The sequence below is a fragment of the Gracilibacillus phocaeensis genome (assembly GCF_900626275.1).
Taxonomy (GTDB): Bacteria; Bacillota; Bacilli; order Bacillales; family Amphibacillaceae; genus Gracilibacillus; species Gracilibacillus timonensis.
The window spans coordinates 658,524-682,744 of sequence record NZ_LR131145.1 but is presented as its reverse complement, the minus strand read 5'-3'; the positions used below and the strand labels follow the sequence as shown (position 1 = coordinate 682,744).

Sequence of the window (24,221 nt, the reverse complement as noted above, 5' to 3'; positions counted from 1 at the left end):
ACCTATGCCAAGAAAGCGTACACCGACTTATACCATCGAATTTCCTCTGCATATCCCTATTTGGCAACAACACCGACTGGAAAAGAAATTCCATATCGCCCGCATGGTCTACAATGCTTGTCTGGGTGAAGCACTCAAAAGGCATAAAACGGTGAAGGCGGATAAACGGTACCGCACATTGCTGCATGAACCCAAATCTAAAGAACGTAGCAAGGAGTTAATGGCTATTCGAACCAATCACGGCTTTTCCGAATATGGAATCCATCAGTTTGTCAAGGCAGTCCAACACAAATTCAAAGAACATATTGGCAGTTTTGAAGCTCAAAAACTGGCAACAAGGGCTTTTCAAACCGTGGAAAAGCTGCATTATGGAAAATCAAAAAGAGTACATTTCAAAAAATACAATGATGATATATCCGTAGAAAACAAATCAAATAAAACGGGCTTGAGATACATAGAAGGGACTATTATTTGGGGTGATAAACCAACCAAGAAAAATCCTAAACCGAAAAATCGGTTGTGCATGCCGATATCTCCTAAACCCGATGATGAATATGCACATGTGGCTTTATTGGACAAGACAAAATATGTACGCATTTTAAAACGGGAGATTAGAGGGAAAATCCGTTATTTTGTTCAACTTATTCAGGAAGGCTATCCGCCTGAAAAAAGAAATCGCAACGTTGCTGATGAAGAAACAAAACGTATCGGATTAGACATAGGTACATCGACGATTGCGATCAGCAGTGAAAGTAAAGTGGAACTTCGTGAACTTGCCCCGGCGTGTCACCATGATGAAAAGGAAATAAGAAGCATTCAACGCAAAATGAACAGGTCTAAACGAAGTACCAACCCTACCAACTTTAAATCAAATGGAACCATCAAAAAAGGAAGATTAACTTGGAAATACTCCAAAAGATATGAAAGGCTGCGTCAAAAACGTAAAGAGCTCTACCGCAAAGTTGCTGTCGGGAGGAAAATGGCACATGAGAAACTAGCCAATGATATTCTTGCCCTGGGTTCCGATATACGAGTGGAAACGATGCGATTTCAATCGCTGCAAAAACGTGCAAAAAATACGAACCGAAACCATACCAACGGTAAAATCAATCGGAAAAAACGGTTTGGAAAATCAATCGCCAATCGAGCTCCCGCAATACTACTCACAATTATAGAGCGAAAACTGAATTATCAAGGCAAATCGATAAAGAAGATAGATACCTATGCCACAAAAGCTAGTCAGTTTAACCATATAACAGGAAAATACCATAAGAAACAGCTTTCAGAACGGTGGAATGATTTTGGGGAGTTTCGTATCCAACGTGATTTATATAGTGCCTTTTTAATAGCGAACACCAATGAAACCCTTAATTCTGTTGATATAGATTTATGCCATGCGAAATGGAATGACTTTATAGAACTGCACCATTGTGAAATTGCACGATTGAAACAGTCAACAAGTAAAACATTGCGTTGGTTTGTCGCGTGAAAACAAACCTGATTGGTCTTGATAACGCCCAAGAGAAGCGGAACGACAAGCACACAAGAGGTTCTTCAAGGGCTGGCTTGGAGAAGTGCCTTGCGATACGCAATACGTCCGTTAATGTTTTAAGAGAATATACACCAGTGTTTCAGTGGAAACTCTTTCTTCATAGAAAGATAAGGGCACTGTTAAGAAGTGTATGAGTACCTTGGAACCCCATTGCTTTAGCTGTGGGAGTTGTCAGGGATCAAGAAGCGGTGCACGCACTTAAAATGGTAGATGCTCGGAATTTAACTGTTCACACTTACAATGAAGCTTTGTCACTCGAAATATTTAAAAATATCCCCAATTATTATAGACTTATGGAAAGATGGCTAGATCGAATTAACGAAGGAATAATTAGTGTGTGAACTACTTGCTGCTTAATTTTTTTGTAAAATTAGAAGTGAGGGTATTAATATTTCCATGGCAAAGTAACTTTTCAAATTACTTTGCGAAACTCCTGGCTTAGAGGTCCAATGTTATGGTTTTTTTTCCGTATCTTGAATATCCTACGTATGTAATGATTGAGCTGGATTTTTGCATGATTTATTTCTCTGTACAACTAATATCCAATAATTAGAGAATATTTTATAACAAATCGGAACTCACATTCGATACATTTGTATGTCTAAAAAGCACATTTATCTTAATTATTAGGCTAAATCTCTTTGATGGGTGGTTGCTGGGGTGCGATTTGTTAAAAAAGTAAACTCCATTTCTTTAGCCATACTATTCCTCATCCTTCCCTATTTTTCAACACCTCCACCAACCGAAACAGATAATGCGCCCCTCGTAACTGCTGTTCAATCTGATAATCCATATACGTCAACGCCTCTTTCACCATTTTTCGTGCGTCGGTTAAATCTCTGTGGTGAAGCTTGTCAAGAATATCTCGAACGATATCTAACAAATAAACCGAAGATTGCACGGTGCGAATGATTAATAGACGCTGCATGTCTTGCCGGGTATATAAACGATAGCCATTCTCGGGATTTCGTTGGGGAGTGATGAGTTCTTCCTTTTCCCAATGTCGTAAAGTGGTGGCTGGTATATCTAACTCTGCTTCCACTTCTCCAATTGTATAATGGGCCTGTTTTTTGCTAGCCATAAACTGCTGCATCTGATCAGGACGGAGGATACGAAGTGCTTCATCAGCCCGTTGTTTGCGTTCGAACAACTCGGCTTGGACGGCATTCACATCCCATAGGGCCTCGATATACTTTTCTTCTTGTAATAAACGCATGACGCGACGAACAGTGGACATTCCATAGCCGGGATACATTGCTCGTATACATTGGAAATAGGCTTCATGTACCTCGCTGTAGACGCGATACCCATTTTCCTTGCGATGTGCCTTGGGGACAATGCCCCAGTTTTCATAGTGTCTCAGTGCGCTCGTTCCTACATCTAATTTCTTGGCAATATCAATAGGTCTAAGTTCCATCCTCTACCTCCTAAAGATTCCATTAAAACATTCTAGTACCATGACGAAATTTTCTCTATTATTCCTTTATTTATCCTATCATCTTTTCGCAAAGTTTGCACTTGCATGAATGTTATATGATGAACTAGGAAGATAAAAAGGAGGAATGCGACAATGAGGGATGTCATGAACGTACAAGGAGCGCGGGAACATAATTTGCAGTCGCTTTCGGTAACCATTCCGAAGAATCAACTGATCGTTATTACCGGGCCATCTGGCTCTGGTAAGTCTTCGCTGGCATTGGACACCTTGTTTAATGAATGTCAACGGCAATACCTAGAATCGATGGGGATGCAAGGAATTAATAAGCCTAAAGTAGACAGTATCAGCGGGCTGTCACCGGCGATAAGTATTAATCAGCATATTACCAATCGAAATCCACGCTCCACGGTTGGAACGATGACGGATATGTATACGAGCTTGCGCATGGTGTTTGAGAAACTGGGTAAGCGGCCATGTCCGCATTGTCGGTATACCATCGATCCTGCTACTTATGATGGAAAAGTAGAGCGGGAAGAAGGCGGATTTACGGAATATATTTTCTGTCCGCATTGTCAGGAGCGGATGGAGAATCTTACTCGCACTCACTTTTCCTATAATACGACGGAAGGGGCTTGTCCTACCTGTAAAGGACTGGGGAAAACGATGGATATCCACTTGCCGACAGTTTTTCATGAGGAACGGTCTTTACAAGAAGGAGCAGTCGATATTTTTAAAGGAAGATATGGGGAATACCAGATAGCGGTACTGCTGGAGGCTTTTCGTTATTATCAGCTGCCGGCAGATGGTAATGTGCCGCTCCACACATTGAATGACGCTCAACGGACGATCCTTTATTATGGGGTGGAAAGTGAACAGGTCAAGGCGATATTTCCTGATATCAAACCACCTAAAACCGTGGAAAAAGGAAAATTTCCAGGTGTGTTGACAGCGATGTGGCGCAGATTCGCCGAAAATGCCGGTTCATCGGCAGAGGCGGAGACCTACTTTTATTCGCAAGTTTGCCCGGATTGTCATGGCGAACGCTTGAATCAAGAGAGCAGAGCAGTGACGGTAGGAGGGAGAACGATTCCGCAGCTAGTCGTGGATTCATTAGAAGAAATGACACAATGGATCGATCAAGTAGAACAATCTTTGCCAGCCGATCATTATTCATTAGTGGAAACCTTTCTGCGCGATATTCAGACTAAATTGGCACGGATTAGCAAGATAGGTTTGGGTTATTTAACACTGGATCGGCAAGTGGTCACGTTGTCAGGAGGGGAGGCCCAGCGGATTCGCCTCTCTGCCTTGTTGGACTCTGCACTGACGGGTGTATTATATATCATGGACGAGCCGACGGTTGGATTGCACCCGAAGGATACGATGGGATTATTAGATGTGTTAAAGCGACTGCGGGACCTTGGCAATACCGTTTTGTTAATTGAGCATGATGTCGAAGTGATGAAGCAGGCGGACCATATTATTGACATTGGGCCAGGAGCGGGTAAGCTGGGTGGAACCGTTGTGGGTCAAGGGAAGCTGCCAGAGCTGGTCAAGCAGCCAAATTCCGTAACAGGGAACTATTTGCGACAAGAGCAGTCAGACCGTACCACTTATCGAAAAGGGTCCGGCGCAGGTATTACGGTTCAGCATGCCACCGTCCATAACCTGAAGGACGTGACAGTTACCTTTCCAATCGGTTGTTTAACGGCAGTGACCGGTGTCTCGGGATCAGGTAAATCCTCTCTGTTGTTTGAAGTCGTAGCGAAGGCCAATGAAGTCTTTTCCGAAGGTTTTGAAAAGGTGACCGGATTGGAAGACTTTGATCAAGTGATCTCTGTTGGGCAGTCTCCGCTTAGTCGTATGAAACGATCCAATATCGCCACATACATCGATCTATTCACACCGATTCGGACTCTTTTTGCCAATTTGTCGGAAGCGAAAGAACGAAAATTCACCGCCAAGCATTTTTCCTTTAATACGGCAGGTGGTCGTTGTGAGCATTGCCAAGGGCTTGGCTATGTCACCACCAATATGCTTTTCTTTCCTGATTTAGAAGTGGTCTGTCCTGAATGCCAGGGCAGAAGGTTTAAGCAAGAGATCCTAGCGGTGAATTTTCAAGGCTATTCGATCAATGATATTTTAGAGTGTTCGATAGATGAGTGCTTGTCGCTGTTTGTTGGGGAGAGAAAGGTCATCAAGTCCCTCGCGCTTCTGGTAGAAATTGGTCTGGGTTATCTCAAAATGGGTCAAACGTTAACCACGCTATCAGGGGGAGAGGGACAACGACTTAAACTGGCTAAGGAACTGCTCAAGCAAGGTAATAAACGATCACTTTATTTGTTGGACGAGCCGACCACAGGATTGCACCCCAATGATACCACGCAATTGTTGAAGCTGTTGCATCGTTTAGTGGACGCTGGCCATACCGTGATGATGGTCGAGCATAATAGCCAGGTCATTCGAGAGGCGGACTGGGTGGTCGATCTTGGCCCTGAAGGCGGAGATAAGGGAGGTCAAGTGATCGCAGCAGGTACGCCGCGAGATATTCGCAAGTCACCCATTTCCTATACGGCAAATTATTTGTAAAAAAGAAGCGGCCTTTTCCTTGTGATTCTCAGGAAAAGGCCGCTTCTTTTTATTGCTTTCTTAATTGCTTCGTTTTTTCATCATCTATCGTCAGGTCTTCTGCAGAGATGGCGACACCATAAGTTTTAGCGGCAGCGGTAATGGATACCAGACCATTTTTTACATCTTCTAGTACCAGCTCTGGATCCCGCTCCAATGGGTCACCCCAGCCTCCGCCGCCTGCGCGGTGAAATTGAATAATCCCGCCCGGTGGCATTTTCAGAGCAAAGGCCGTTTCTTCTACATCCTGTGCCTCGTCAGTTCCATAGTTGACAATCACGTGGTTGCTAGGTGCGTCTTGACCAGAGGCAAAGCCTTTTGTCGTGTTGCGTACTCCTGCCATCATCACGCTAGTAGAACTATCAGCGAGGTGTTGGATTTGAACGTCTAAACCAGGGGTTCCACGCCATTTTCCAGCACCAGTGAAATCTGCCACATATTCATGACGCAATACCCTGCTTGGATATTGAATCTCGTTCATCTCAATCGAAGGCAGGGTCACCCCTGTCATCACGGCCGGGTATAAACCCCAGCCGTCCGTTTCATAAGCGGCTCCGGCCCCGCCGGTATAGCCGAAGAAATTAAGATTCACCCATTGATTGCCGTCCTCGTCTGTCCCATTGGTATAGGCTAACGGTAATTTATGGGCATTGACGCCAACCCGTTTGGGAGCACATTCGGAAATGGCTAACAAAACGGCCTCAGCAATCTCCGCCCCCACACAAGCCGTGGCATGTCCACATGGTGCAGGCAATTCAGGATTAACAACTGTGCCAAGCGGTGCCGTCACCTTGACAGGATTCATATAGCCCTCATTAATCGGAATATCCTCGTCACAACAAGTAGAAATGCCGACAAAGGCAAAAGATGTTGTGTTGGATAAGGGACTGTTAATAAAGCCTTCTGCTTGTGGTGATGAATCGCTGAAATCAATATGCAAATCACTGCCCGACACAGTAACCGAGGCCTTCACCTTGATGTCTCTATTTCCTTGGAAGTCATGGTCGGCAAAGGTTTCTGCGCTGTAGGTACCATCCGGCCAGCTGGCGATCTCATCACGCACCCTGCGTTCGGTATAGGTAATGCGTTCATCCATGGCACCAACCATTTCTTCCGCACCATATTGGTCTAACATATTTTGAATACGGCTGGCGGCAAGCTTACAGGCACCAATCATCGCATCCAAATCGCCTTCCAACCAGTGGGATAAACGATTGTTAGCCACGATTAAATCAAATACATCTTGTCGTTTTTCACCACGTTCGTAAATTTTGAGTGGGGGGATACGCAGTCCGTCTTGCCAAATATCCTTTGAATTGGGGTTATATCCCCCGGCAACCGGTCCGCCATTGTCTCCCATATGACTCCTTACCGCTGGCAGCAGAATCGGCTTGCGATTGTAAAAGACTGGCATAACAATCGTCCAATCTAGGCTGTGCGAACCACCATGGTAAGGATCGTTAACCAGCAGGATGTCACCAGGATGGAGATCATATCGAAAGGTGTCGATCAGGTGATCTACTGCCCCTACAATCGCATAAAGGTGTAAGGTACAACCAGGTGCTTGCGCTACCAAACGGGATTTTCGGCCTGATAAATCAAAAATCCCAGTGGTAAAATCATGGGCTTCATTAAATAACGGGGATCTAGCCGTCCGCGTAACGGTGGCGCTCATTTCCCGTGCAACGGCGTCCAGCGACCCACCAATCACTTGAGATGCAATCATTTTTTGATCCATTATTCTTGACCTCCTTGCTCATAGACAAAGGTAATTTTATCCCCGTGATTCAGTTGTGTCCCAACGGTGCTTTGCGAAAATGTCTGACTTGCTTCCTTCGTATTTAGCTTAATTCCGCCATAGGATCTGCCTTCTTTTTCCGGAATAATCGTAATGACATCATAGCTTGCTCCTTCATTGATGATGGTAATCACCATTTGTCTCTCCTGTTTTTCGCGCTCGACCATTTTAAATTGGTAGTTAAATTCTAATTCTTCGGCTGATACTAGCTTGCGATTGCCAAATAAAGCCGATGGTCCCCAGCCTTGCTGTGACTCTGGGAAACCAGGCGTTAAGAAAAGCGGTTCGGTTTCTTTTGCTTTTCCAAATGGCGGGAACAAAATCGCCTGTGGTCCTGGGCCGTAAATGTCTTGGTAAAGTTCTTCCGATGTCTGCTGATTCTTTAATGCTTTGCTGATCACTTCTGCAATATAGTGTCCGGTAATATCTGTGCTTAATCCTACGGCCGCTGGAAAACGCGGATGAAGCACACTTCCTGAAGGTACTGCAATATCGAATGCCCGCAGCAACCCTTCATTGACCGCAACTTCATCGGCTATCGGTGCGAGAATCGGCCATGCCGCATAAGCTTTGCTTGTCGATAGGGCGGCATTGACAGGAGAAGCTACTTGATCGGTTGTTCCTACAAAATCAATTTTCAACCGGTCTTCCATCGCAGTAATCGCCGTATGCAGACGGATCACATCGGTATTACTGTTAAAGGTAAGTTCAGCTTTCATTTCTTGTCTTGGTAATTGCTTCATTTGCTCCATGACACGGCGATGACTGTAATCAGACATCGTCGAAATGGCATGATCAAGCCGTTGTTTATGTTGCTTGATTAAGGATAACAGTTCGGTTTGGGCTGCACGCAAACAGGCATATATCGCATTCAATTCTGCTTCATACAGGCTTTTTACCCGGCTGTTTGCCAATAAGAATTGCAGGACATCACGCTGCAGCAGCCCTTGTTTATAAAGTTTGATCGGTGTAATACGCATACTTTCCTGCCATACTTCAAAAGCGTTTGGGTTGAATCCTCCGGGGAACTCACCGGCAAGATCGGTCATTTGGACCCGGATTACCGGAAAGAGCACAAGCTCCCCTTGGTGAAACAATGGAGCTGCCATAGTTAACGATTGTCCTTTTGTTCCACCGTTATAGGAATCTGCCACAAGCAACATATCGCCATCAGAAATATCAAAGGAGAAATAATCAAACAGTTGTGTGACACTTTCTTTGATCGCAAAAAGATGTTCTGGTTCATATTGGTGCTGAACGGCAAGCTCTAATTCATCGGTGAATATCGCCGTCGCAAATGCTCGATCCTGAGAGACCAGTGGAGAACGAGAAATTCGTTGGAGGCTTTCTCCCATTTGCTGGCTGATGGCCTGAAGTTTGGAATACTGAATTTGTTCTTCAATCATTGTAGACCACCTCTAGCTTGCTGTACCTCAATGACACAATTGCCATTCGCATCGATTAGTGCCTCTTGTCGTGGATAAACCACGATCGTTGTTCCCCATTGCTCGATAATCGCTGGTCCGCCGATTAAATTACCTGAAGTGAGCAGATCGCCATTATAAACGGGAACAGTGACCGGATCTTGTTCAAAGTGAACGACTCTTTCCTCTGTTTTTGCATCGATCGGATCTTCTTTACCAAAAGGTTCATCGACCATCTTTAGTTTTTCACGAACGCCGATCAAATCTAAGCGCAGGTTCAATATTTCAATGGTTTGCTCTGTATCTTGATGGGCATAAAGACGCTCGTGCATTTCATGGAAATCCTTTACGGTCGCTTCCAAGTTTAATCTGGTTATTCTTTTGGTGCGTGAACGAACGGGAACCGTGACCTCATGGACTTCTCCTTTATAGCGCATATCAATATAACGCTGCGTGGTAAAATGGTCCACGATGTTTTCTCCGCCTAGCTTTTCTCGAGCAGTAGCTTCCATTTGTTCGAAATCCTGGTTCATTTCATCTAAGTTTAAGGAATGAAGATCCTCAAATCGTGTTTTCAGTTCGGTTACTTTTAAATTGGCAGCAACATCACCAAAGGCAGAGAATACAGGTGCTAAGGCAGGTACGATTACGGTGTTAATACCTAAGTCCTCTGCTTGTCTGCCGGCATGAATCGCCCCGGCGCCTCCGACAGCCATTAGGGCAAATTCACGCGGATCATAGCCTCGCTGGGAGGATACATATTGCACGGCATTCGACATATCACTGTTGACAATTTGAGAAATAGCTAGTGCCGCCTCGATGGTTGTCATGCCTAATGGTTCAGCGATATGCTGTTGTACGGCCTGTTCGGCTAAGGCACGATCTAACTTCATTTCTCCACCAAGGAAGTTATCGGGGTTAATATATCCTAATAGCACATTCACATCGGTGATTGTCGGCTCTGTTCCGCCTCTGCCATAACAGGCTGGTCCTGGGAAGGATCCCGCACTTTTGGGTCCGACACGTAAGGCACCGCCACTGTCAATCCAAGCAATACTTCCACCGCCGGAGCCGATTGTATGGATATCCATCATCGGTAAGGCAACCCGGTACCTGCTGATCCAGCTTTCGGTCGTGATCGTTGGCTCAAGCTGTTCGATAACAGAGACATCATAGCTTGTTCCGCCCATATCCACTGTAATAATATTTTCATTACCCGATTTTTCTCCGATAAAAGCACCTGCAGAAACGCCGCCTGCTGGTCCTGATAAGAGACTGCCAGCTGCGAGCTTCCCGGTTTGTTCGACATTCTGCACCCCGCCGTTCGATTGCATTACAAATAATTCACCGAGGAATCCCTTTTGCTGTAGTTTCTCTTCTAAATGGTTTAAATAGGATTGTAGGCTTGGCCCGGTATAGGCATTTACAATCGTTGTCGAGACACGCTCGAACTCTCGTATTTGCGGCAATATCTCATTGGATAAAGAGACGAACATATCCGGTGCTTCTTCTGCAATAATTTCTTTCACCCTTATCTCATGGCTTGGGTTCACAAAGCTAAATAAGAAACAAACGGCGATGGCTTCTATTCCTTCGTCTTTTAATTGGCGGACTGCATTTCTAACTGCTTGCTCGTTTAGTGCTTCAATGACTGATCCTTCTTTATCTAACCTTTCTGGTATACCGATCCGATACCTTCTCGGGACAATTTGATGTGGAGCCTGTAATCGAACAGAGAATACACTTTCTTTATAAGCACGACGAAACTCGATCTCATCACGGAATCCTTCGGTGGTGAGTAAACCAACCTTGGCACCGTCATACTCCAACAAGGTATTGGTAGCTGCCGTTGTCCCATGAACGATTAAAGGACAATTCGCTAAAAAGGTCTCGAGTTCTACTCCCAGTATGCCGGCGACTTTTTCAATGCCGTTCATGACGCCTTCCGATTGATCGGGAGTAGATGGTGTTTTGGTGGAAAGTAGTCTCCCTTGTTCGGTCGTGACGACTAAGTCGGTGAAAGTCCCACCAACATCGACCCCCAATACCCAATTATTTGTGTGGATTGCTTGTTCCATCTGTAGTCCTCCTTATTGACAATGGGATGGTATTAAAAACCATCCGCTTCTTCTGATTTTCTTCCCCATTCAAAGGATATGTTTAATTTTGTTAAGACAAACGCCAGCACGATATATAGAGCAAAACTCAAGATAACCGCATTAATGGCGGTAATACCCCAAGCGATTTGAGAACTGATCCAACCCGCAAGTACAGCGGAAAGAATCGCTGCAATGTTCCATTTCGCATAGGTGGTGCCAGAACCGAATTGATAGGATTTTTGTAAGATCTTAGGTTTTACCAGCCAATGATCGGCAATCATTACACCAGCAATTGGCGGCACATAGGTACCTAATGCGTTTAGGAATGGAACAAAGAAGTCTTCAATCCCGATTAAGGCAATCACCAATCCAAGTACCCCCAACACCATAACAATAACCGATTTCGGTGCATTGACCACATTTCGGAGGCCAAGTGAACCAGTATATAGATTATTATCATTGGTCGTCCACTGCGCAAATACCAAGATTAAAAAGGCAAAAAAGCCTAATCCGATTTGACTCATAGCGGCTGGAATATTTGGTGTGGAACCAACTGATGGAACCTGAGCGGCTAATGCCATCGAAGCGCCGGCTATAATACAAAATGAACCGCCTAGAAAATAACCAATCGCTGCACCAAATCCACCTTTTTTAGCTGTTTTACCATAACGTGTCACATCGGCAAAAACGATCGCCCCTGCTGCGGCATTACCCACTACAATTGTAATCCCAGCAAATAAGGAAATTGGATCTCCAGTCGGTTCGGCGGTAAATAAAGTGTCCCAGCTGCCTAAATGATCAATCGCAGCAATTAGCCCCCAAATGGATAAAATGGCAACTAGTGGAACCGCAATCATACTCAATGCTGCCAAACCACGATAGCCAATTAACGCTGTTAATATCATTAAAATGCCACCCCAAATCATAGCGATTTTTGGCTCGGCAAACCATTGACCTGGAAACATTTCAGAGATGGTCATGCCAAAGAAGGCAATCTGCCAGCCAAACCAGCCAACTCCCATCGTTAATGCCAATAAAATCCCAAACAAATTGGCGCCATATCGCCCAAAGGCCTGACGGGTAAGCATAGTGGTGGATACACCATACTTAGCACCCATAAAGCCTTGAAAGAAACCGATCACGGCAAGGATAAGCATGCCAAAAATTCCGGCAAGTACCGCCGTTTGAAAATTCATACCAGCTACTAATGCCCCTCCAGTAAAAATCGTGGATAATGAGATAATCCAGGCACAACTGGTAATGGAAACATTAAACGTGTTTTTCCTTTTATCAGCTGGTACAGGGCTAATCGAATAATCCTCTAAATTAGTTGGTTTTGTTGTCATTTGTCATCTCCTCCATCATGGTAGGTGATTTCTGCTCCAGACTTTAAGGTATTACCAATCGTGCAAGCCCGCTGCGCAGATTTAATCAGTCTTTTGCGGTATTTTTCATCAAGGTCAAGCGCAAGTTGAATATCCACTGTAAATCGTTCGACCCTGGATGGACCTTTTTCTGCCTTATGTGCTTGTACAGTGACTTGTAAATCCTTTTCTTCGAATGATACATCATCCCTTTTTAATAATCGGGAAAGGGAGATGACGATACACTCACCCAAGGAGCTAGTCAACAGTTCAATGGGGGTGAATCCCTGATCATCAGCATTTTCCGTACCAACAATCTGTCCTCCTGTAGTATTCCTTATTTCCAAATCGTTATTAGACCATGTTACTATTGTTTTCATATTTTACCTCCTGAACCAATTAGTCCAAAGAATTCGTAACGGACAATTTCTTCGGCGATGTCGTCTATAGAAGTATTTGGAGTATGATCTAATTTATTCAATGGTCCAAATAACCATCTAGACAATATCCCAGTAAAAAAGCTCGTGAGAATCTGCGCCTGTAGATCGACACTATCCCGATTGGCGAGCATGTTCAAATCAATTGCCCGTTGGATATTGTTGGCGAATTCGGCTTCGATCGCCATGATCGTCTCCGAGACAGCCTTTCGCAGTGGCTCATCACCGCCATGCCCTTTTTGAAAAAGCAGTATCATTAAATACCGGTTGTGATTCGCATAGGTAAAGAGATGCCGGACTAAATTTTTGGATGATTGCAACATATCAGAAACATTCCCGATGTCTCTACGATATCCTTCGCGAATCACATCTAGCAGTTTCGCTTTCCCGTCTTCCATAATGGTAACGGCAATTTCACTCTTCGATTGGAAGTGCCAATAAAAGGTCCCTTGTGCCACGCCAGCCTGTTTCACAATATTGGAAACTTTGGTCGCGTGGTAACCTTTGGTGGCGAATAACTCTAGAGCCACCTCCAACAGAAGCTCTCTTGTATCATTTCGCAAAGCATTACTCCTTTCCCACTTGATTGACAAGTCAGTCAGTTTAATCCGATAAGTTTACTATAGATTCAATGCGCAAAAATGTCAATTAACTAAATCGAAGGCTGCCATCAAGCCTTGTTCTGTCGCTTATGTTTGAAGGGGAGGATGCTGTAACTTTACGGACTGTATAGGAGGGAGGGGGGCGAACTTTGTTTGTAAGAAAAATCTTACGGACAAAAAAAGAGTGAATCGCAAAATGTTGTCCGTAAGAACGAATCTAACAGACAAAAAATTGATGAATCGCTGAACTTTGTCCGTAAGAACGAATCTAACAGACAAAAAAACGATGAATCGCAAAATGTTGTCCGTAAGAACGAATCTAACAGACAAAAAATTGATGAATCGCTGAACTTTGTCCGTAAGAACGAATCTAACAGACAAAAAATTGATGAATCGCTGAACTTTGTCCGTAAGAACGAATCTAACAGACAAAAAATTGATGAATCGCTGAACTTTGTCCGTAAGAATGAATCTAACAGACAAAAAATTGATGAATCGTTGAACTTTGTCCGTAAGAATCTCGCGGACTGGAGAACGCCAACCTCGCTCCCCAGCCCGCAAGAATAACCAACTCTAACCAACGGAAGAAAGAGCACACCACAACCACACCACACCACACCATATCCCGACCTCTACAACAGCTTCACTATCACAAAATCGCACACCTCACCCCTTCATTAACAGCTAAAACCAACCGATAATATAAAAAGGAATCTAGTTCGCTTGGCAAGAACCAATCTTCCCCAGCTAAATGACTTGTACCATCGATTCCATCTATCATATACTTAACAAAAGGAGGAATTCATGTGGCTACACATTTATTAGGTGAAGATGCATTAATTCGTGATATCGGCGAGGTAATAACCAATAATCCATCCTTTCTTATTAATATTTTTGGAGAAGAAGGAACGGGTAAAACGGCTCTATTAGACGATTTAATGCAAGGGAACTGGTTAGATATCCCAGTTGAAAAAGTGAATATGGATCAAATAGATGAAACATTATTTGATATAACTGATGAGAAGATTTTGCTGTTAGATAATGCTGATCAACATTATGCGAGGGAACCACTGAAATCATTGTTAGAAAAAAGCTTTTCTCAGCATGCCAATAAAAAGATTCTGATCACAAGCAGGTCCAAATTCTTTTTAGAAGCATTGCCTGGCATTAATCATTTTCAATTTGAAATTGGTAATCGTTTTTTTGATGTGGAAGATTTTAAACAGGCGTTGCGCTCCCCTTCCTTAAAAGAGTGGATTGGTGAGCAGTCTGCTCCAGATATTATAATCAAAAACCTATTCTTATTTACTACATATTGCCGTAACTTTAACTATGTCCATGAGGTATTAGATGAAGTTCGGCTTCACATGGAAAGAAACAAAGAAATTAGTCCAAGTGATTTGATTAATATGCTGACAGAATCAGCCTTATTTAAGAAAATTAAGCAAGATATGGTGATTGATACGAAAAATGTCGAAACGAATGATTTCTTATTTTATGTTCGTCCGAAAGATAAAATTGAAAAGCTGGCTGATCTCATTCTCAAATATTACCCAGATGAACATGTATTAATCGAGGTGATTAGCAATCAATTCAACTCATCGTTTATTGAAGACAACTTTAGCCGAGCCGTTACATATGAAGAAAAAGTACTTAACTTTTGCCTGACCCATGATCCAGTCGAGCTGCTGGTCAAAATCCTGGGTCCGCGGGATATTATCATGGAGCTTCATCATAAAAACATTGCAGAATCGGTTTTTACCTATTCAATGGAGGCAAAAGCTAAGCTGCTGTTAAAACAAATCGGCATGAATATCGTGGAAAAACCAAAAGGATTAGACTATTTCATCAATCAATTCCAAACAAATAAGCAAAAGTTGAAAAGTGATGTGTACAATAAAACGAATAAAGAGTACATGATGGGCTTAGGTATCTCCTGTTTTCAAGACTTGGAGCATGTATTTTATGAGATGCTCAATTTCTACGCCACCTATCTATTCGGTTCGCTGGATTCCTTTATGAAACGGTACAATGAAGATAATCCTTCGAATAGGATTATTGATAATCGCATTACCTTTGGACAGTATATCGGGCTGTTTTCCTATCTGAATAAATTGGCGAAGTTAGATCAATATCAGTTGAAAATGGTGAATTTGAATATTCAAACAATGTTACCGAAACAAATCGTCCAAAAACTAGAACATATTGCTTCGATGCGGACGTTCTTTTCCCATTTTCAGAAGGTGCAGAATGTCCAAGTTCCTTATCATACCTATCAAAAGAAGACGATTGCTCTGTTTGACGCGTCAATAGAGGCCTTGCAAGAGTTAAAATCATTTAACGTTTTTCCGGAGATTATTAAGATTAAAGAAATCAAGTTTGATGAATTTGGCCGAAAATTGTTTACGGCAATTGATTGGGACAACAATGAATTACGGTTCAGCTTGTCTGATAATTTTAAAAATATTGATATCTATTCGCATTATTACATTTTGCGCCATAACCAAAAATTTATGATTAACCCGATCTTAACACCGAGAATGATTGAAAAATCGCAACAGCAATTCAGTGGGGAGCATTATCAACAATCATCGCAAACGCAATCAAAACAAGGAAATGCCCTGATTAGAGAGTTAGCGGTTGAAGATGGAGCGAAGGTTTTAGATATTGGCTGTGGAAATGGCTCTACCACCATTGAACTATGGGAAAAAGGTAAGGATCTCGCTGTCGATGCCTTTGATTTATCGGATAGCATGATTGAAACAGCGATCGCCAATCGTGATCAGGCAGGTATATCGAAACAGCAGCTGCATTTCTTTGTGATGACTGCCTTGGATCTGAACAGCCAGCAAGCGTACGATCTGGTCTTTAGTAATGCCGCCTTGCACTGGGTTACCGACTATGAAACGATGTATAAAAAAATCTATGATTCTCTCAAACCAAATGGCAGAATCGCCATCCATCAGGGAGGCTATGATTCGTATAAAGGATTACATGAAAAAGTGCAAACAGCTATTTCTAGGTTGGATTTAGAAATGTACTATCAAAACTGGACATATCCGATTTATTATCCGACAAAAGAAAGCTACGAAGATGTATTGACGAGTATTGGCTTTAAAGATATATCGATCAAAAGCGTTGAATCCGATGGGAAGGAATATCCGAATTTGGCGGAGAACTTCGCCAATGCCAGTTTGATTCCTTATTATGCGCCATTACCGGATGAGAAGTTACACAAAAAACTGAAGCGGGAATTTCTGCATTTATGTAAAACAGAGGGCTATGATGGTTATTCGCACCGATTATATGCCTTTGCTAGCAAAGGAAGTGAATAAATGTCTATTACATACAAATTCTCGGATTCTATCGAGCAAGACCATTACACAGAAGCTGTTTGGCAGATACTTTGTGAATGTGATCAAGAGTTTATACCTGCGTTGTCTTCGCGGGAAAGCTCGTATCAAGCCGATTTAGGCGGGGCGGTTTCATCACAGCATGTCCAGCCCCATGCCTATTTTGACGAGATGAAAAAACAGGTATTTCTTGTAGCGATAGATCAAGATTCGGATCAGGTGGTAGGGTTTATGACATTTAAACATGGTTATCAAAGTGATCCATTGAAGAATTTTTCGCCAAGTAATTATATTACAACGATTTGTATCACGAAGCAGGCTCGCAATCAGGGGATTACTAAGGGTTTCTATCAAGCTCTGATCCAACAGCAAATTCCGTCCGCATATCAGCTGAACTTTATTTCTACAAGGACCTGGTCAACCAATGCTGCCCATATTCATGTGTTGCAGAAGCTAGGATTTGTTGAGAGTGCGGTATTACCGGATCATCGCGGTGCAGGGATTGACACTATTTATTTTGCCAAGCAGGTGGATGACAATGGCTGATCTTTCACCTGCGCAAACACCTATCTTAAGCTCCAAAAGTAAGACATCCTTGGTGATCCCGTTTGTTTTTTCGCAAAAAAGTGTGGACACATCCATCTGGGAAAATGTGCAACTGCAATGGAGCAGTTCATTATTAGATCATATTAATCAACTATTTGCTACAGAAGAACACCCAGCAGGCAATGGTATCATTTGTGATGTGTACCGTTTACACAAGCAGAAGCGTGATTCGTTCGGTCTGCCGAAAAATGAATCGAATACGTTTCACCTGCTGAATGATAAAGGAATGGAATGGACGTTTAAGGTAGAGGATATTCAATTGTTTTTGTTTGAAAGCTATGTAGGTTTTTTGGTTTATGATATAATCCATACCCAGTCTCAGATGGAAGAGATCGTTACATTGAATTATCAGTTGAAGCACCTGCAACATTTTGATAAGGGCCGGCTAATCACGCAAAAGGAAAAATTTACGGGTGCAGAAGCAGAACCGCGAAACTTTGCTTCTATCACCGTTCAATTATTAACAGATTTTGCGGTAGAGCATTACTTCTCTTCCTTGCAGCATGAGCCAAAGGTTGCGACGGTATTTAATTTTGTGTTAATCGATAAGGGCTTTAAACAGGAAGCAGATCATCACCAAAAATTACACTACCATTTATTCCAATTAACGCATTCCTATAAGACATCCTATCGACCTGCTGCAGATAAACTCAATGCCGATCGGAACGACAGTCATATCGAGCTGTTTGAAAATTCCTATTGGGGTGTCTCCTTTGAGGGTATGACGAATCTTGCCTTTTTGACAGAGGATAAACAGAATAATGCCTTTTTTCTTGGAAACTATCGTCATAATATGAAAACGTATTTTCATTTATATATATTAGCCCTGCATCAACGGTTTGGCTTGCTCCATTTTAACTCATTAGCAAGTCAATTGCCTTATTCCGATGAAATATTATTAGACGGGGAACATGATCGTAAGGTGACGATTCCGAAATTGCGTAAACGGATCAACTTTTTTATTTTGAGGTGCTACTTTTTGCATGTCTCTAATATCACGCATCAACAGCAGTTATATAATAAACTGGCAACGACCTTGAATATTCCAGAATTAAAGAGTGACTTGGCAGTTGAATTAGACGCTTTATTTTCGATTGCCGAGATTGAAAAGCAGTTTGTCCAAGAAAAAGAAAAGGAGCAGGAGCAAAAACGAGAGAAACAGGAGCAGCTGCGCCGAGAAAAGAATGCCGATACGGTATTGCTTTATTCTACGGTTTTTGTTATTATTTCCGGGATATCTGGGGCATGGGCGATTATTGCTGATCTCTTTATTTGGAACAATGAGCCGGTTGTCCAGTTTCCAGCTGTGTATGTACTGGTAATTTTATCGGTTATCAGTATTATTCTCGGGATGGCGACTTACTATTTTATTAAAAATAAATGGCGTTAACTTGATCAACTCCTGCATAACCTATACTTTTTCACCAAAATGTGGTATAATGCAACACACTTCTACATGGACGTGAGGAGGAGAAAGGTTTGAGACGAAATCGTGATTCGAAAGCGATCTATATCACCATCGCCTTTGGTTTAACCGTTCTGGTTGGTGGGGCGTGGATCGGTAAAAGTTACTTAGATGGCAATACTATTTTTAATAATACCTCTATTCGTTTACTTAACGCTGACTTACACCAATCTCGGACGGTAGTCAGCCACTTGGATATGGTGGCAAACGTAAATCAGGATTGGTTTGCAGACGATTTGGAACTGGAGAAAGAAGAGGAGGAAACAGAGCCGATCGAGGAAGAGATCGAAGAAGAACCTGTTTTGACAGAGACGGAACCGGTGTATGAGGAAGAAACAGAGCAAGTGCAGGAATCGACAGGCGGACAAGGATGGCAGCCGTCGCCCGAACGAGAAACCACTACCAGTTCTTCGCCAAGTTCCACGATACCTGAGGGATCCAGTGGAAAGCAGCCATCCACTCCATCGTCAGAAGAACCTTCGGATGAAGAGCCAGCTTCGTCAGAGGAACCCGAAGGTGATGAGGCAACAGGCGATGGTGAGGAAACAGATGCTAATGAAGAAAATTCTCAGCCAAGTGATCCGGAAACAGAGCCGGATGAACCTGTTGAATCACCAAAAGAACCAGAAAATCCGGAAGAACCAAAAGACCCTGAAAACCCTAAAGAACCACAAGAACCACAAGAACCAAATGAAGAGGAAGAATCAACAGATAAAGAACCAACAAACAATCAACAATAATAAAAAAGCTTCCAATTAGGCTTAAAGCCACGAACACTGCGGCCAAATTGGAGGCTTTTTTTCATGGAGCGATATTTTGGGATAAATATCAAGGCGAACAGCACTAGCAAATATAGTGCTGTTTTTTATTGCTCATTTGAACGGAAACAATAAATCGATATTCAGAAAAACCATGTCACATAATCTAACATCATCCTAGCAACTGCCTCTTTTAACGATTAAGATAAGATACATCGTCAGATTTGTGATCACAAATCAATGGAGTTATGAGGGGTTATGTATATGGACAATCAAACGATACAAGTATCTACAGTCAGTGAAGAAGTGTATAAGCAGTTAAAAGAACGAATCATTACAGGTGTTTTGGCACCTGGGCAACGTGTAACGGTAAGAGATTTGGCACAATCCATGGGAGTAAGCACCATGCCAGTCAGGGAATCGCTAAGAAAACTGGAAGTAGAAGGCTTTATTATCTATCAAAGGCGGAGCGTTTCCGTTGCTCGACTATCCGCACAAGAGGTCGCAGAAATATTTGAAATTAGAAAACAGTTAGAAGGTACGGCTATCCGCTGGTCAATTGGCCATGTAACCAAGGAACGAATCAATAAATTGGAGATCATTCTGGAGCAAATGGATGACTGTTTAGCAGATGAGACAGCTTGGGAACGACTGAATAAATTATTCCATTTAACACTATATGGTTACGCCGATTCGCAGCCTTTACATGATACATTACGTCAAATATGGCAGCGCGTAGAGCCATATATGCACTTATACGCCTTGACGACTCGAGAATACTCTCTGGAAAAGGCACAAGAAGATCACTATCAAATGATTCATTTATGGAAAAATAAAGAGGAAGCAGCGTTAGTCGCATTAATAGAAGAACATTTGGCAAAGACCTGTAAGGATATTTTGCTACAGTTCAACTAAAGGAGGACAAAAATGAGTTCAGAACATACAAAATCAGATTTAATGCAAGAAGAATATGAAACAACCCCGGTACCAAAGAATAAACGAAAATCATTGTTTTCCGTCACGATGGTATGGGCAGGTTTCCCAATGATCATCACTTCTGCCGTTACGGGAGCTACACTCGTTCATTCGATGGGCTTTGTGCAAGGAATGTTAGCTGTATTATTAGGAAATCTATTATTGTTCGGTTATGTCGGGTTATTAAGTATTTTAGGAGCAAAATATGGTATGAATTTTGGGATGTTAGCTTCCCGGACGTTTGGAAGAAAAGGTTATATGATCGCAACAGGGTTGCTGTCTACACTTGTGATCGGCTGGTTTGCCGTACAGACTAGTTTAACGGGAGAAAGTATGGCAGCGGCATATGATGTGAATCTTTTTGTAGTTACGTTGATTGCTGGTGTCCTGTTCCTTGCAGCCACTTTGATTGGGATCAAGGCCCTTACCATTGTAGGTGCTATTTCCGTACCGTTGTTTTTACTGATGGGTATATACTCTGTGGTGGATGTATGGCAGTCGGGAAGTAATATCTGGTCTTACCAGGGTACAACAGAAGTAGTCATTCCAATGGGAGTTGCCGTCACGATGGTTTTTGCCTTGTTTGTCGATTCAGGAACGATGACGGCTGACTTTACGCGTTGGGCGAAAAACAGAAAGCATGCCGTGCTTGCGACCTTATCTGCTTTTCCAATTGGAAATATGATTGCAATGGCAATCGGCGGGATTATCGCTGCATCAGTAGCCGGAAGCTCAGGAGATGTCTTTGGGATTGTGGCTAATAAAGGTGGACTGCTCACCTTGCTGGCAGTTATCTTTCTATTTGCAAACCTAGGATCAGTATGTATGCATTGTCTATATAATGGTGCTGTAGGATGGTCCTTTATTACAGGCAAAAAGATGAGAACATTGACGCTTATTTTAGGGCTGGTTGGTATTGTTCTTGCTGTAGCAGGTGCTTACAATTACTTTATCAATTGGCTCGAATTATTAGGTGTGATTGTACCGCCAATTGGTGCGATTCTTATCGTGGATCAGCTTATCATTCGCCGTCAAATGAGTCAGCAAGTCGAATCATTACGATATACGCCATTTATTGCTTGGGGAGTAGGTTCATTAACGGCATTGATTGCACACTATCAGTTTACTAGTCTATCAACAGCGGTAGTCGGCATTGTGTTTGCCGCAGCATCTTATTTGGTGGTCAGTGTCCTTTTTAAAAATCATAAAAAAATTGGCGAGATGAACGAAGCAGCCTAAAAAATAATAAACAAGAGAGGAGAACAGTCATGAGAGTAGAAGCAAACCCATATCAATGGCCATATAATGGAGATTTGGATCCGAAGAAAACCGCATTGGTAATCATTGATATGCAGACAGATTTTTGTGGGGAAGGTGGCTATGTAGCGCAAATGGGGTATGATATTTCATTAACGGCTCGAGCGATTCAGCCTATCAAACACTTATTGGAATATGTGCGAGGTATCGAAGGGTTTCATGTAATTCATACAAGAGAAGGGCACACGCCGGATTTAGCTGATCTTCCAGAGAATAAGCGTTGGCGAAGTAAGCAAATCGGAGCTGAGATTGGAATGGCAGGTCCATCTGGCAGCAGAATATTAGTACAAGGAGAGCCTGGCTGGGATATTATCGAAGAATTAAAGCCGCAACAAGGTGAGATTATTATTGACAAACCGGGTAAGGGTAGCTTTTACGCTACTAATTTAGATCTTATTTTGCGAAATAAAGGAATTACTAATTTGATTTTAGCAGGTATTACAACAGATGTTTGTGTGAGTACAACGATGCGTGAGGCGAATGATCGTGGATACGAATGTTTAATTTTAGAGGACTGCACTGGTGCAACCGATGAAAATAATCATAAGGCAGCCTTGAATATGGTGAAAATGCAAGGTGGGGTATTCGGAAGTGTTTCTGATTCTGAACAAGTCATCACGGCATTAGAAGCAATGAAAACAAAGGTGTAGGAGAGGAGCGAGCAGATGAAGTCATGGACGATCACTGCCTTGCAGAAGGGCTATCAAACAGGTGAATCTCACCCAAGGCAGGTAATGGAAGCAATTATTAAACAAGCAGAAGCAGAAAAGGATAAGAATATCTGGATTACTGCACCAGACATATCCTTCATTGAGCCATACCTGAGTAATTTAGAGAACATCGATCAAGACACAGCTCCATTATGGGGTATTCCATTTTCCGTAAAGGATAATATCGATGTAGCTGGTTTGCCGACAACCGCGGGTTGCCAGGGATATGCGTACACACCCGAAACGCATGCGACCGTTGTGCAAAGACTGGTCGATGCAGGTGCCGTCCCAGTTGGTAAAACCAATTTAGATCAATTCGCTACCGGATTAGTAGGAACAAGAAGCCCTTATGGTGCTACACATAATGGTCTGAAATCAGAACTTATCAGTGGTGGTTCTAGTTCTGGTTCAGCGGTTTCTGTAGCACGGGGACAGGCGGTCTTTTCCTTAGGGACAGACACAGCGGGTTCGGGCCGAGTTCCTGCTGCATTAAATGGAGTGATTGGGTTTAAGCCTAGTCTCGGAGCCTGGCCAGTCAAGGGAGTAGTTCCCGCATGTGTCAGCTTGGACTGTGTAGCCGTTTTTGCCCATCAGCTTAGTGATGTTCAGTTGATTCATGAGATCATCCAAGGTGAAGACAAACAGGACCCATGGTCGAAGTCTTATGCTAAAAAAGCATCAGGTTTACCGAAAAAAATAGTGCTACCTAAACAGCCGTTCACCTTTTATGGTCCATATCAAGAAGAGTATCAAACGGCATGGGAGAAAAACGTCAGACAATGGGAAGCGCTCCCGTTTGCTAAGGAATATGTAGAGTTGGATCTGTTTCTTGAAGCTGCTGCTATTTTATACGATGGTCCTTGGATTGCGGAGAGGTGGGCGGCGGTTGGTGATTTTGTCACCAATCATACGGAGGAAGTCTTACCAGAAACGAAACAAGTATTGACTAATGGTAAACCTGAAAACTATTCAGCAGCTGCCTTGTTTCAAGCAATGCATCGATTAAAAGAGCTGCAATTAGAAGTGCGAAAAATATTGAAGGATGCCGTTCTTGTATTGCCTACTTGTGGTGGGACGTGGACAAGAGAGCAAGTAGCCAAGGATCCAATCGAAACGAATAGTAAGATGGGACTCTACACCAATCATTGTAATCTATTGGATTTATGTGCGATTGCCGTCCCAGCAGGTGAAGCAGCGGATACTGTCCCGTTTGGTTTAACGATATTTGGATTAGCGGGGCAGGATGCCGTTATCCAGGGAGCGGCTGATTTATTCCAGCAACAACAGTCCGAATTTGTGGAGGTTGCTGTTTGTGGGTTGCATATGAGAGGCTTTCCTTTTGAAAAACAAATGAAGGAGCACCTAGCTATTTTTTCTGAAGAAGCAACGACTGCTCCTGTCTATCGAATGGTCAGATTATCAGGAAATGTAGAGAAACCTGGCTTAATAAGAGTCCGTGAGAATGGAGAATCGATCGAATTGGAAGTATGGAAAATGCCTGTGGATCAGCTAGGCGCTTTTGCTAATTCGATTCCAGCTCCATTAGGACTTGGCAAAGTCGAATTAGCGGATGGAAGAGAAGTCTTAGGCTTCTTGTGTGAGGCATATGTACAGGAGCTTTCTGATGTGGAAGATATTACTCAATATAAAAGCTGGCGAAGTATAAGCTGATAAGTCCATCTGATTGATGCAGGA

19 protein-coding genes are annotated in these 24,221 nt (G+C 42.9%); 11 read left to right on the top strand and 8 right to left on the bottom strand.

Annotated features, from left to right (window positions below; genetic code table 11):
* Positions 1-4: 4 nt before the first annotated feature.
* Both E0E32_RS19305 and E0E32_RS22855 read left to right on the top strand, forming a co-directional pair.
* Positions 5-1,489, top strand: coding sequence for a hypothetical protein (locus E0E32_RS19305; protein ID WP_066188840.1), 1,485 nt, complete (start codon positions 5-7; stop codon positions 1,487-1,489).
* 224 nt (positions 1,490-1,713) lie between these two features.
* Positions 1,714-1,893 (top strand): nucleotidyltransferase substrate binding protein, encoded by a 180-nt coding sequence (locus E0E32_RS22855; RefSeq protein ID WP_207302304.1) that lies wholly within the window; start codon positions 1,714-1,716, stop codon positions 1,891-1,893.
* A 368-nt stretch (positions 1,894-2,261) separates the two neighbouring features.
* Here the strand turns inward: E0E32_RS22855 and E0E32_RS19295 are convergent, their stop codons facing one another.
* Entirely contained in the window at positions 2,262-2,969 is a 708-nt protein-coding gene (locus E0E32_RS19295; protein WP_130860547.1) for a MerR family transcriptional regulator, read from the bottom strand.
* A gap of 153 nt (positions 2,970-3,122) precedes the next feature.
* Between E0E32_RS19295 and uvrA the strand changes: the two genes are divergently transcribed.
* Positions 3,123-5,579: an excinuclease ABC subunit UvrA gene (uvrA, locus tag E0E32_RS19290; protein ID WP_130860546.1), complete on the top strand. Its 2,457-nt coding sequence runs from the start codon at positions 3,123-3,125 to the stop codon at positions 5,577-5,579.
* 49 nt (positions 5,580-5,628) lie between these two features.
* Here the strand turns inward: uvrA and E0E32_RS19285 are convergent, their stop codons facing one another.
* From E0E32_RS19285 to E0E32_RS22730, 7 genes are all read right to left on the bottom strand, one after another.
* The gene (locus E0E32_RS19285) at positions 5,629-7,356 is read right to left on the bottom strand and encodes a hydantoinase B/oxoprolinase family protein (RefSeq protein ID WP_286172005.1); all 1,728 of its coding nucleotides are present in this window, start codon (positions 7,354-7,356) and stop codon (positions 5,629-5,631) included.
* Entirely contained in the window at positions 7,356-8,822 is a 1,467-nt protein-coding gene (locus E0E32_RS19280; RefSeq protein WP_130860544.1) for a hydantoinase B/oxoprolinase family protein, read from the bottom strand. Before E0E32_RS19280 ends, E0E32_RS19285 begins: the two co-directional genes overlap by 1 nt.
* A complete protein-coding gene (locus E0E32_RS19275; RefSeq protein WP_066190377.1) occupies positions 8,819-10,918 on the bottom strand; it encodes a hydantoinase/oxoprolinase family protein in 2,100 nt (699 codons plus the stop codon). The genes E0E32_RS19280 and E0E32_RS19275 overlap by 4 nt, the downstream gene beginning before the upstream one ends.
* 32 nt (positions 10,919-10,950) lie before the next feature.
* Positions 10,951-12,285 (bottom strand): purine-cytosine permease family protein, encoded by a 1,335-nt coding sequence (locus E0E32_RS19270; RefSeq protein ID WP_066190380.1) that lies wholly within the window; start codon positions 12,283-12,285, stop codon positions 10,951-10,953.
* Positions 12,282-12,683: an OsmC family protein gene (locus tag E0E32_RS19265; protein ID WP_066190383.1), complete on the bottom strand. Its 402-nt coding sequence runs from the start codon at positions 12,681-12,683 to the stop codon at positions 12,282-12,284. The genes E0E32_RS19270 and E0E32_RS19265 overlap by 4 nt, the downstream gene beginning before the upstream one ends.
* Positions 12,680-13,303 (bottom strand): TetR/AcrR family transcriptional regulator, encoded by a 624-nt coding sequence (locus E0E32_RS19260; RefSeq protein ID WP_286172004.1) that lies wholly within the window; start codon positions 13,301-13,303, stop codon positions 12,680-12,682. Before E0E32_RS19260 ends, E0E32_RS19265 begins: the two co-directional genes overlap by 4 nt.
* Before the next feature lie 688 nt (positions 13,304-13,991).
* Positions 13,992-14,123: a hypothetical protein gene (locus E0E32_RS22730; RefSeq protein ID WP_286172003.1), complete on the bottom strand. Its 132-nt coding sequence runs from the start codon at positions 14,121-14,123 to the stop codon at positions 13,992-13,994.
* A gap of 25 nt (positions 14,124-14,148) precedes the next feature.
* Between E0E32_RS22730 and E0E32_RS19255 the strand changes: the two genes are divergently transcribed.
* The 8 genes from E0E32_RS19255 (at position 14,149) to atzF (ending at position 24,197) form a co-directional block, all read left to right on the top strand.
* Positions 14,149-16,677, top strand: coding sequence for a class I SAM-dependent methyltransferase (locus tag E0E32_RS19255; RefSeq protein ID WP_066190396.1), 2,529 nt, complete (start codon positions 14,149-14,151; stop codon positions 16,675-16,677).
* On the top strand, positions 16,678-17,241 hold the full coding sequence (locus E0E32_RS19250) for a GNAT family N-acetyltransferase (protein ID WP_066190399.1): 564 nt from the start codon (positions 16,678-16,680) through the stop codon (positions 17,239-17,241). It begins immediately after the preceding gene.
* Positions 17,234-18,691: a hypothetical protein gene (locus tag E0E32_RS19245; RefSeq protein ID WP_066190405.1), complete on the top strand. Its 1,458-nt coding sequence runs from the start codon at positions 17,234-17,236 to the stop codon at positions 18,689-18,691. Before E0E32_RS19250 ends, E0E32_RS19245 begins: the two co-directional genes overlap by 8 nt.
* A gap of 89 nt (positions 18,692-18,780) precedes the next feature.
* Entirely contained in the window at positions 18,781-19,506 is a 726-nt protein-coding gene (locus tag E0E32_RS19240) for a hypothetical protein (RefSeq protein ID WP_130860543.1), read from the top strand.
* 282 nt (positions 19,507-19,788) lie between these two features.
* Positions 19,789-20,439, top strand: a complete 651-nt coding sequence (locus E0E32_RS19235) for a GntR family transcriptional regulator (RefSeq protein WP_165445089.1) — start codon at positions 19,789-19,791, stop codon at positions 20,437-20,439.
* 12 nt (positions 20,440-20,451) lie between these two features.
* On the top strand, positions 20,452-21,738 hold the full coding sequence (locus E0E32_RS19230) for a cytosine permease (protein WP_130860541.1): 1,287 nt from the start codon (positions 20,452-20,454) through the stop codon (positions 21,736-21,738).
* Positions 21,739-21,767: 29 nt separating this feature from the next.
* Positions 21,768-22,466 carry a biuret amidohydrolase gene (gene biuH / locus E0E32_RS19225; RefSeq protein WP_130860540.1) on the top strand — a complete coding sequence of 233 codons (699 nt, stop codon included), beginning with the start codon at positions 21,768-21,770 and terminating at the stop codon, positions 22,464-22,466.
* Between the two features lie 15 nt (positions 22,467-22,481).
* The gene (gene atzF, locus E0E32_RS19220) at positions 22,482-24,197 is read left to right on the top strand and encodes an allophanate hydrolase (protein ID WP_130860539.1); all 1,716 of its coding nucleotides are present in this window, start codon (positions 22,482-22,484) and stop codon (positions 24,195-24,197) included.
* Positions 24,198-24,221 lie beyond the last annotated feature (24 nt).

What these genes read in the sequence shown, in the direction of transcription:
- E0E32_RS19280 (WP_130860544.1), bottom strand. Translation starts at nt 8,822, where the DNA reads ATGATTGAAGAACAAATTCAGTATTCCAAACTTCAGGCCATCAGCCAG.
- E0E32_RS19250 (WP_066190399.1), top strand. Translation starts at nt 16,678, where the DNA reads ATGTCTATTACATACAAATTCTCGGATTCTATCGAGCAAGACCATTAC.
- E0E32_RS19305 (WP_066188840.1), top strand. Translation starts at nt 5, where the DNA reads ATGCCAAGAAAGCGTACACCGACTTATACCATCGAATTTCCTCTGCAT.
- E0E32_RS19235 (WP_165445089.1), top strand. Translation starts at nt 19,789, where the DNA reads ATGGACAATCAAACGATACAAGTATCTACAGTCAGTGAAGAAGTGTAT.
- uvrA (WP_130860546.1), top strand. Translation starts at nt 3,123, where the DNA reads ATGAGGGATGTCATGAACGTACAAGGAGCGCGGGAACATAATTTGCAG.
- E0E32_RS19230 (WP_130860541.1), top strand. Translation starts at nt 20,452, where the DNA reads ATGAGTTCAGAACATACAAAATCAGATTTAATGCAAGAAGAATATGAA.
- E0E32_RS19285 (WP_286172005.1), bottom strand. Translation starts at nt 7,356, where the DNA reads ATGGATCAAAAAATGATTGCATCTCAAGTGATTGGTGGGTCGCTGGAC.
- E0E32_RS22730 (WP_286172003.1), bottom strand. Translation starts at nt 14,123, where the DNA reads ATGATAGATGGAATCGATGGTACAAGTCATTTAGCTGGGGAAGATTGG.
- E0E32_RS19245 (WP_066190405.1), top strand. Translation starts at nt 17,234, where the DNA reads ATGGCTGATCTTTCACCTGCGCAAACACCTATCTTAAGCTCCAAAAGT.
- E0E32_RS19275 (WP_066190377.1), bottom strand. Translation starts at nt 10,918, where the DNA reads ATGGAACAAGCAATCCACACAAATAATTGGGTATTGGGGGTCGATGTT.
- E0E32_RS19265 (WP_066190383.1), bottom strand. Translation starts at nt 12,683, where the DNA reads ATGAAAACAATAGTAACATGGTCTAATAACGATTTGGAAATAAGGAAT.
- E0E32_RS19295 (WP_130860547.1), bottom strand. Translation starts at nt 2,969, where the DNA reads ATGGAACTTAGACCTATTGATATTGCCAAGAAATTAGATGTAGGAACG.
- E0E32_RS19270 (WP_066190380.1), bottom strand. Translation starts at nt 12,285, where the DNA reads ATGACAACAAAACCAACTAATTTAGAGGATTATTCGATTAGCCCTGTA.
- biuH (WP_130860540.1), top strand. Translation starts at nt 21,768, where the DNA reads ATGAGAGTAGAAGCAAACCCATATCAATGGCCATATAATGGAGATTTG.
- atzF (WP_130860539.1), top strand. Translation starts at nt 22,482, where the DNA reads ATGAAGTCATGGACGATCACTGCCTTGCAGAAGGGCTATCAAACAGGT.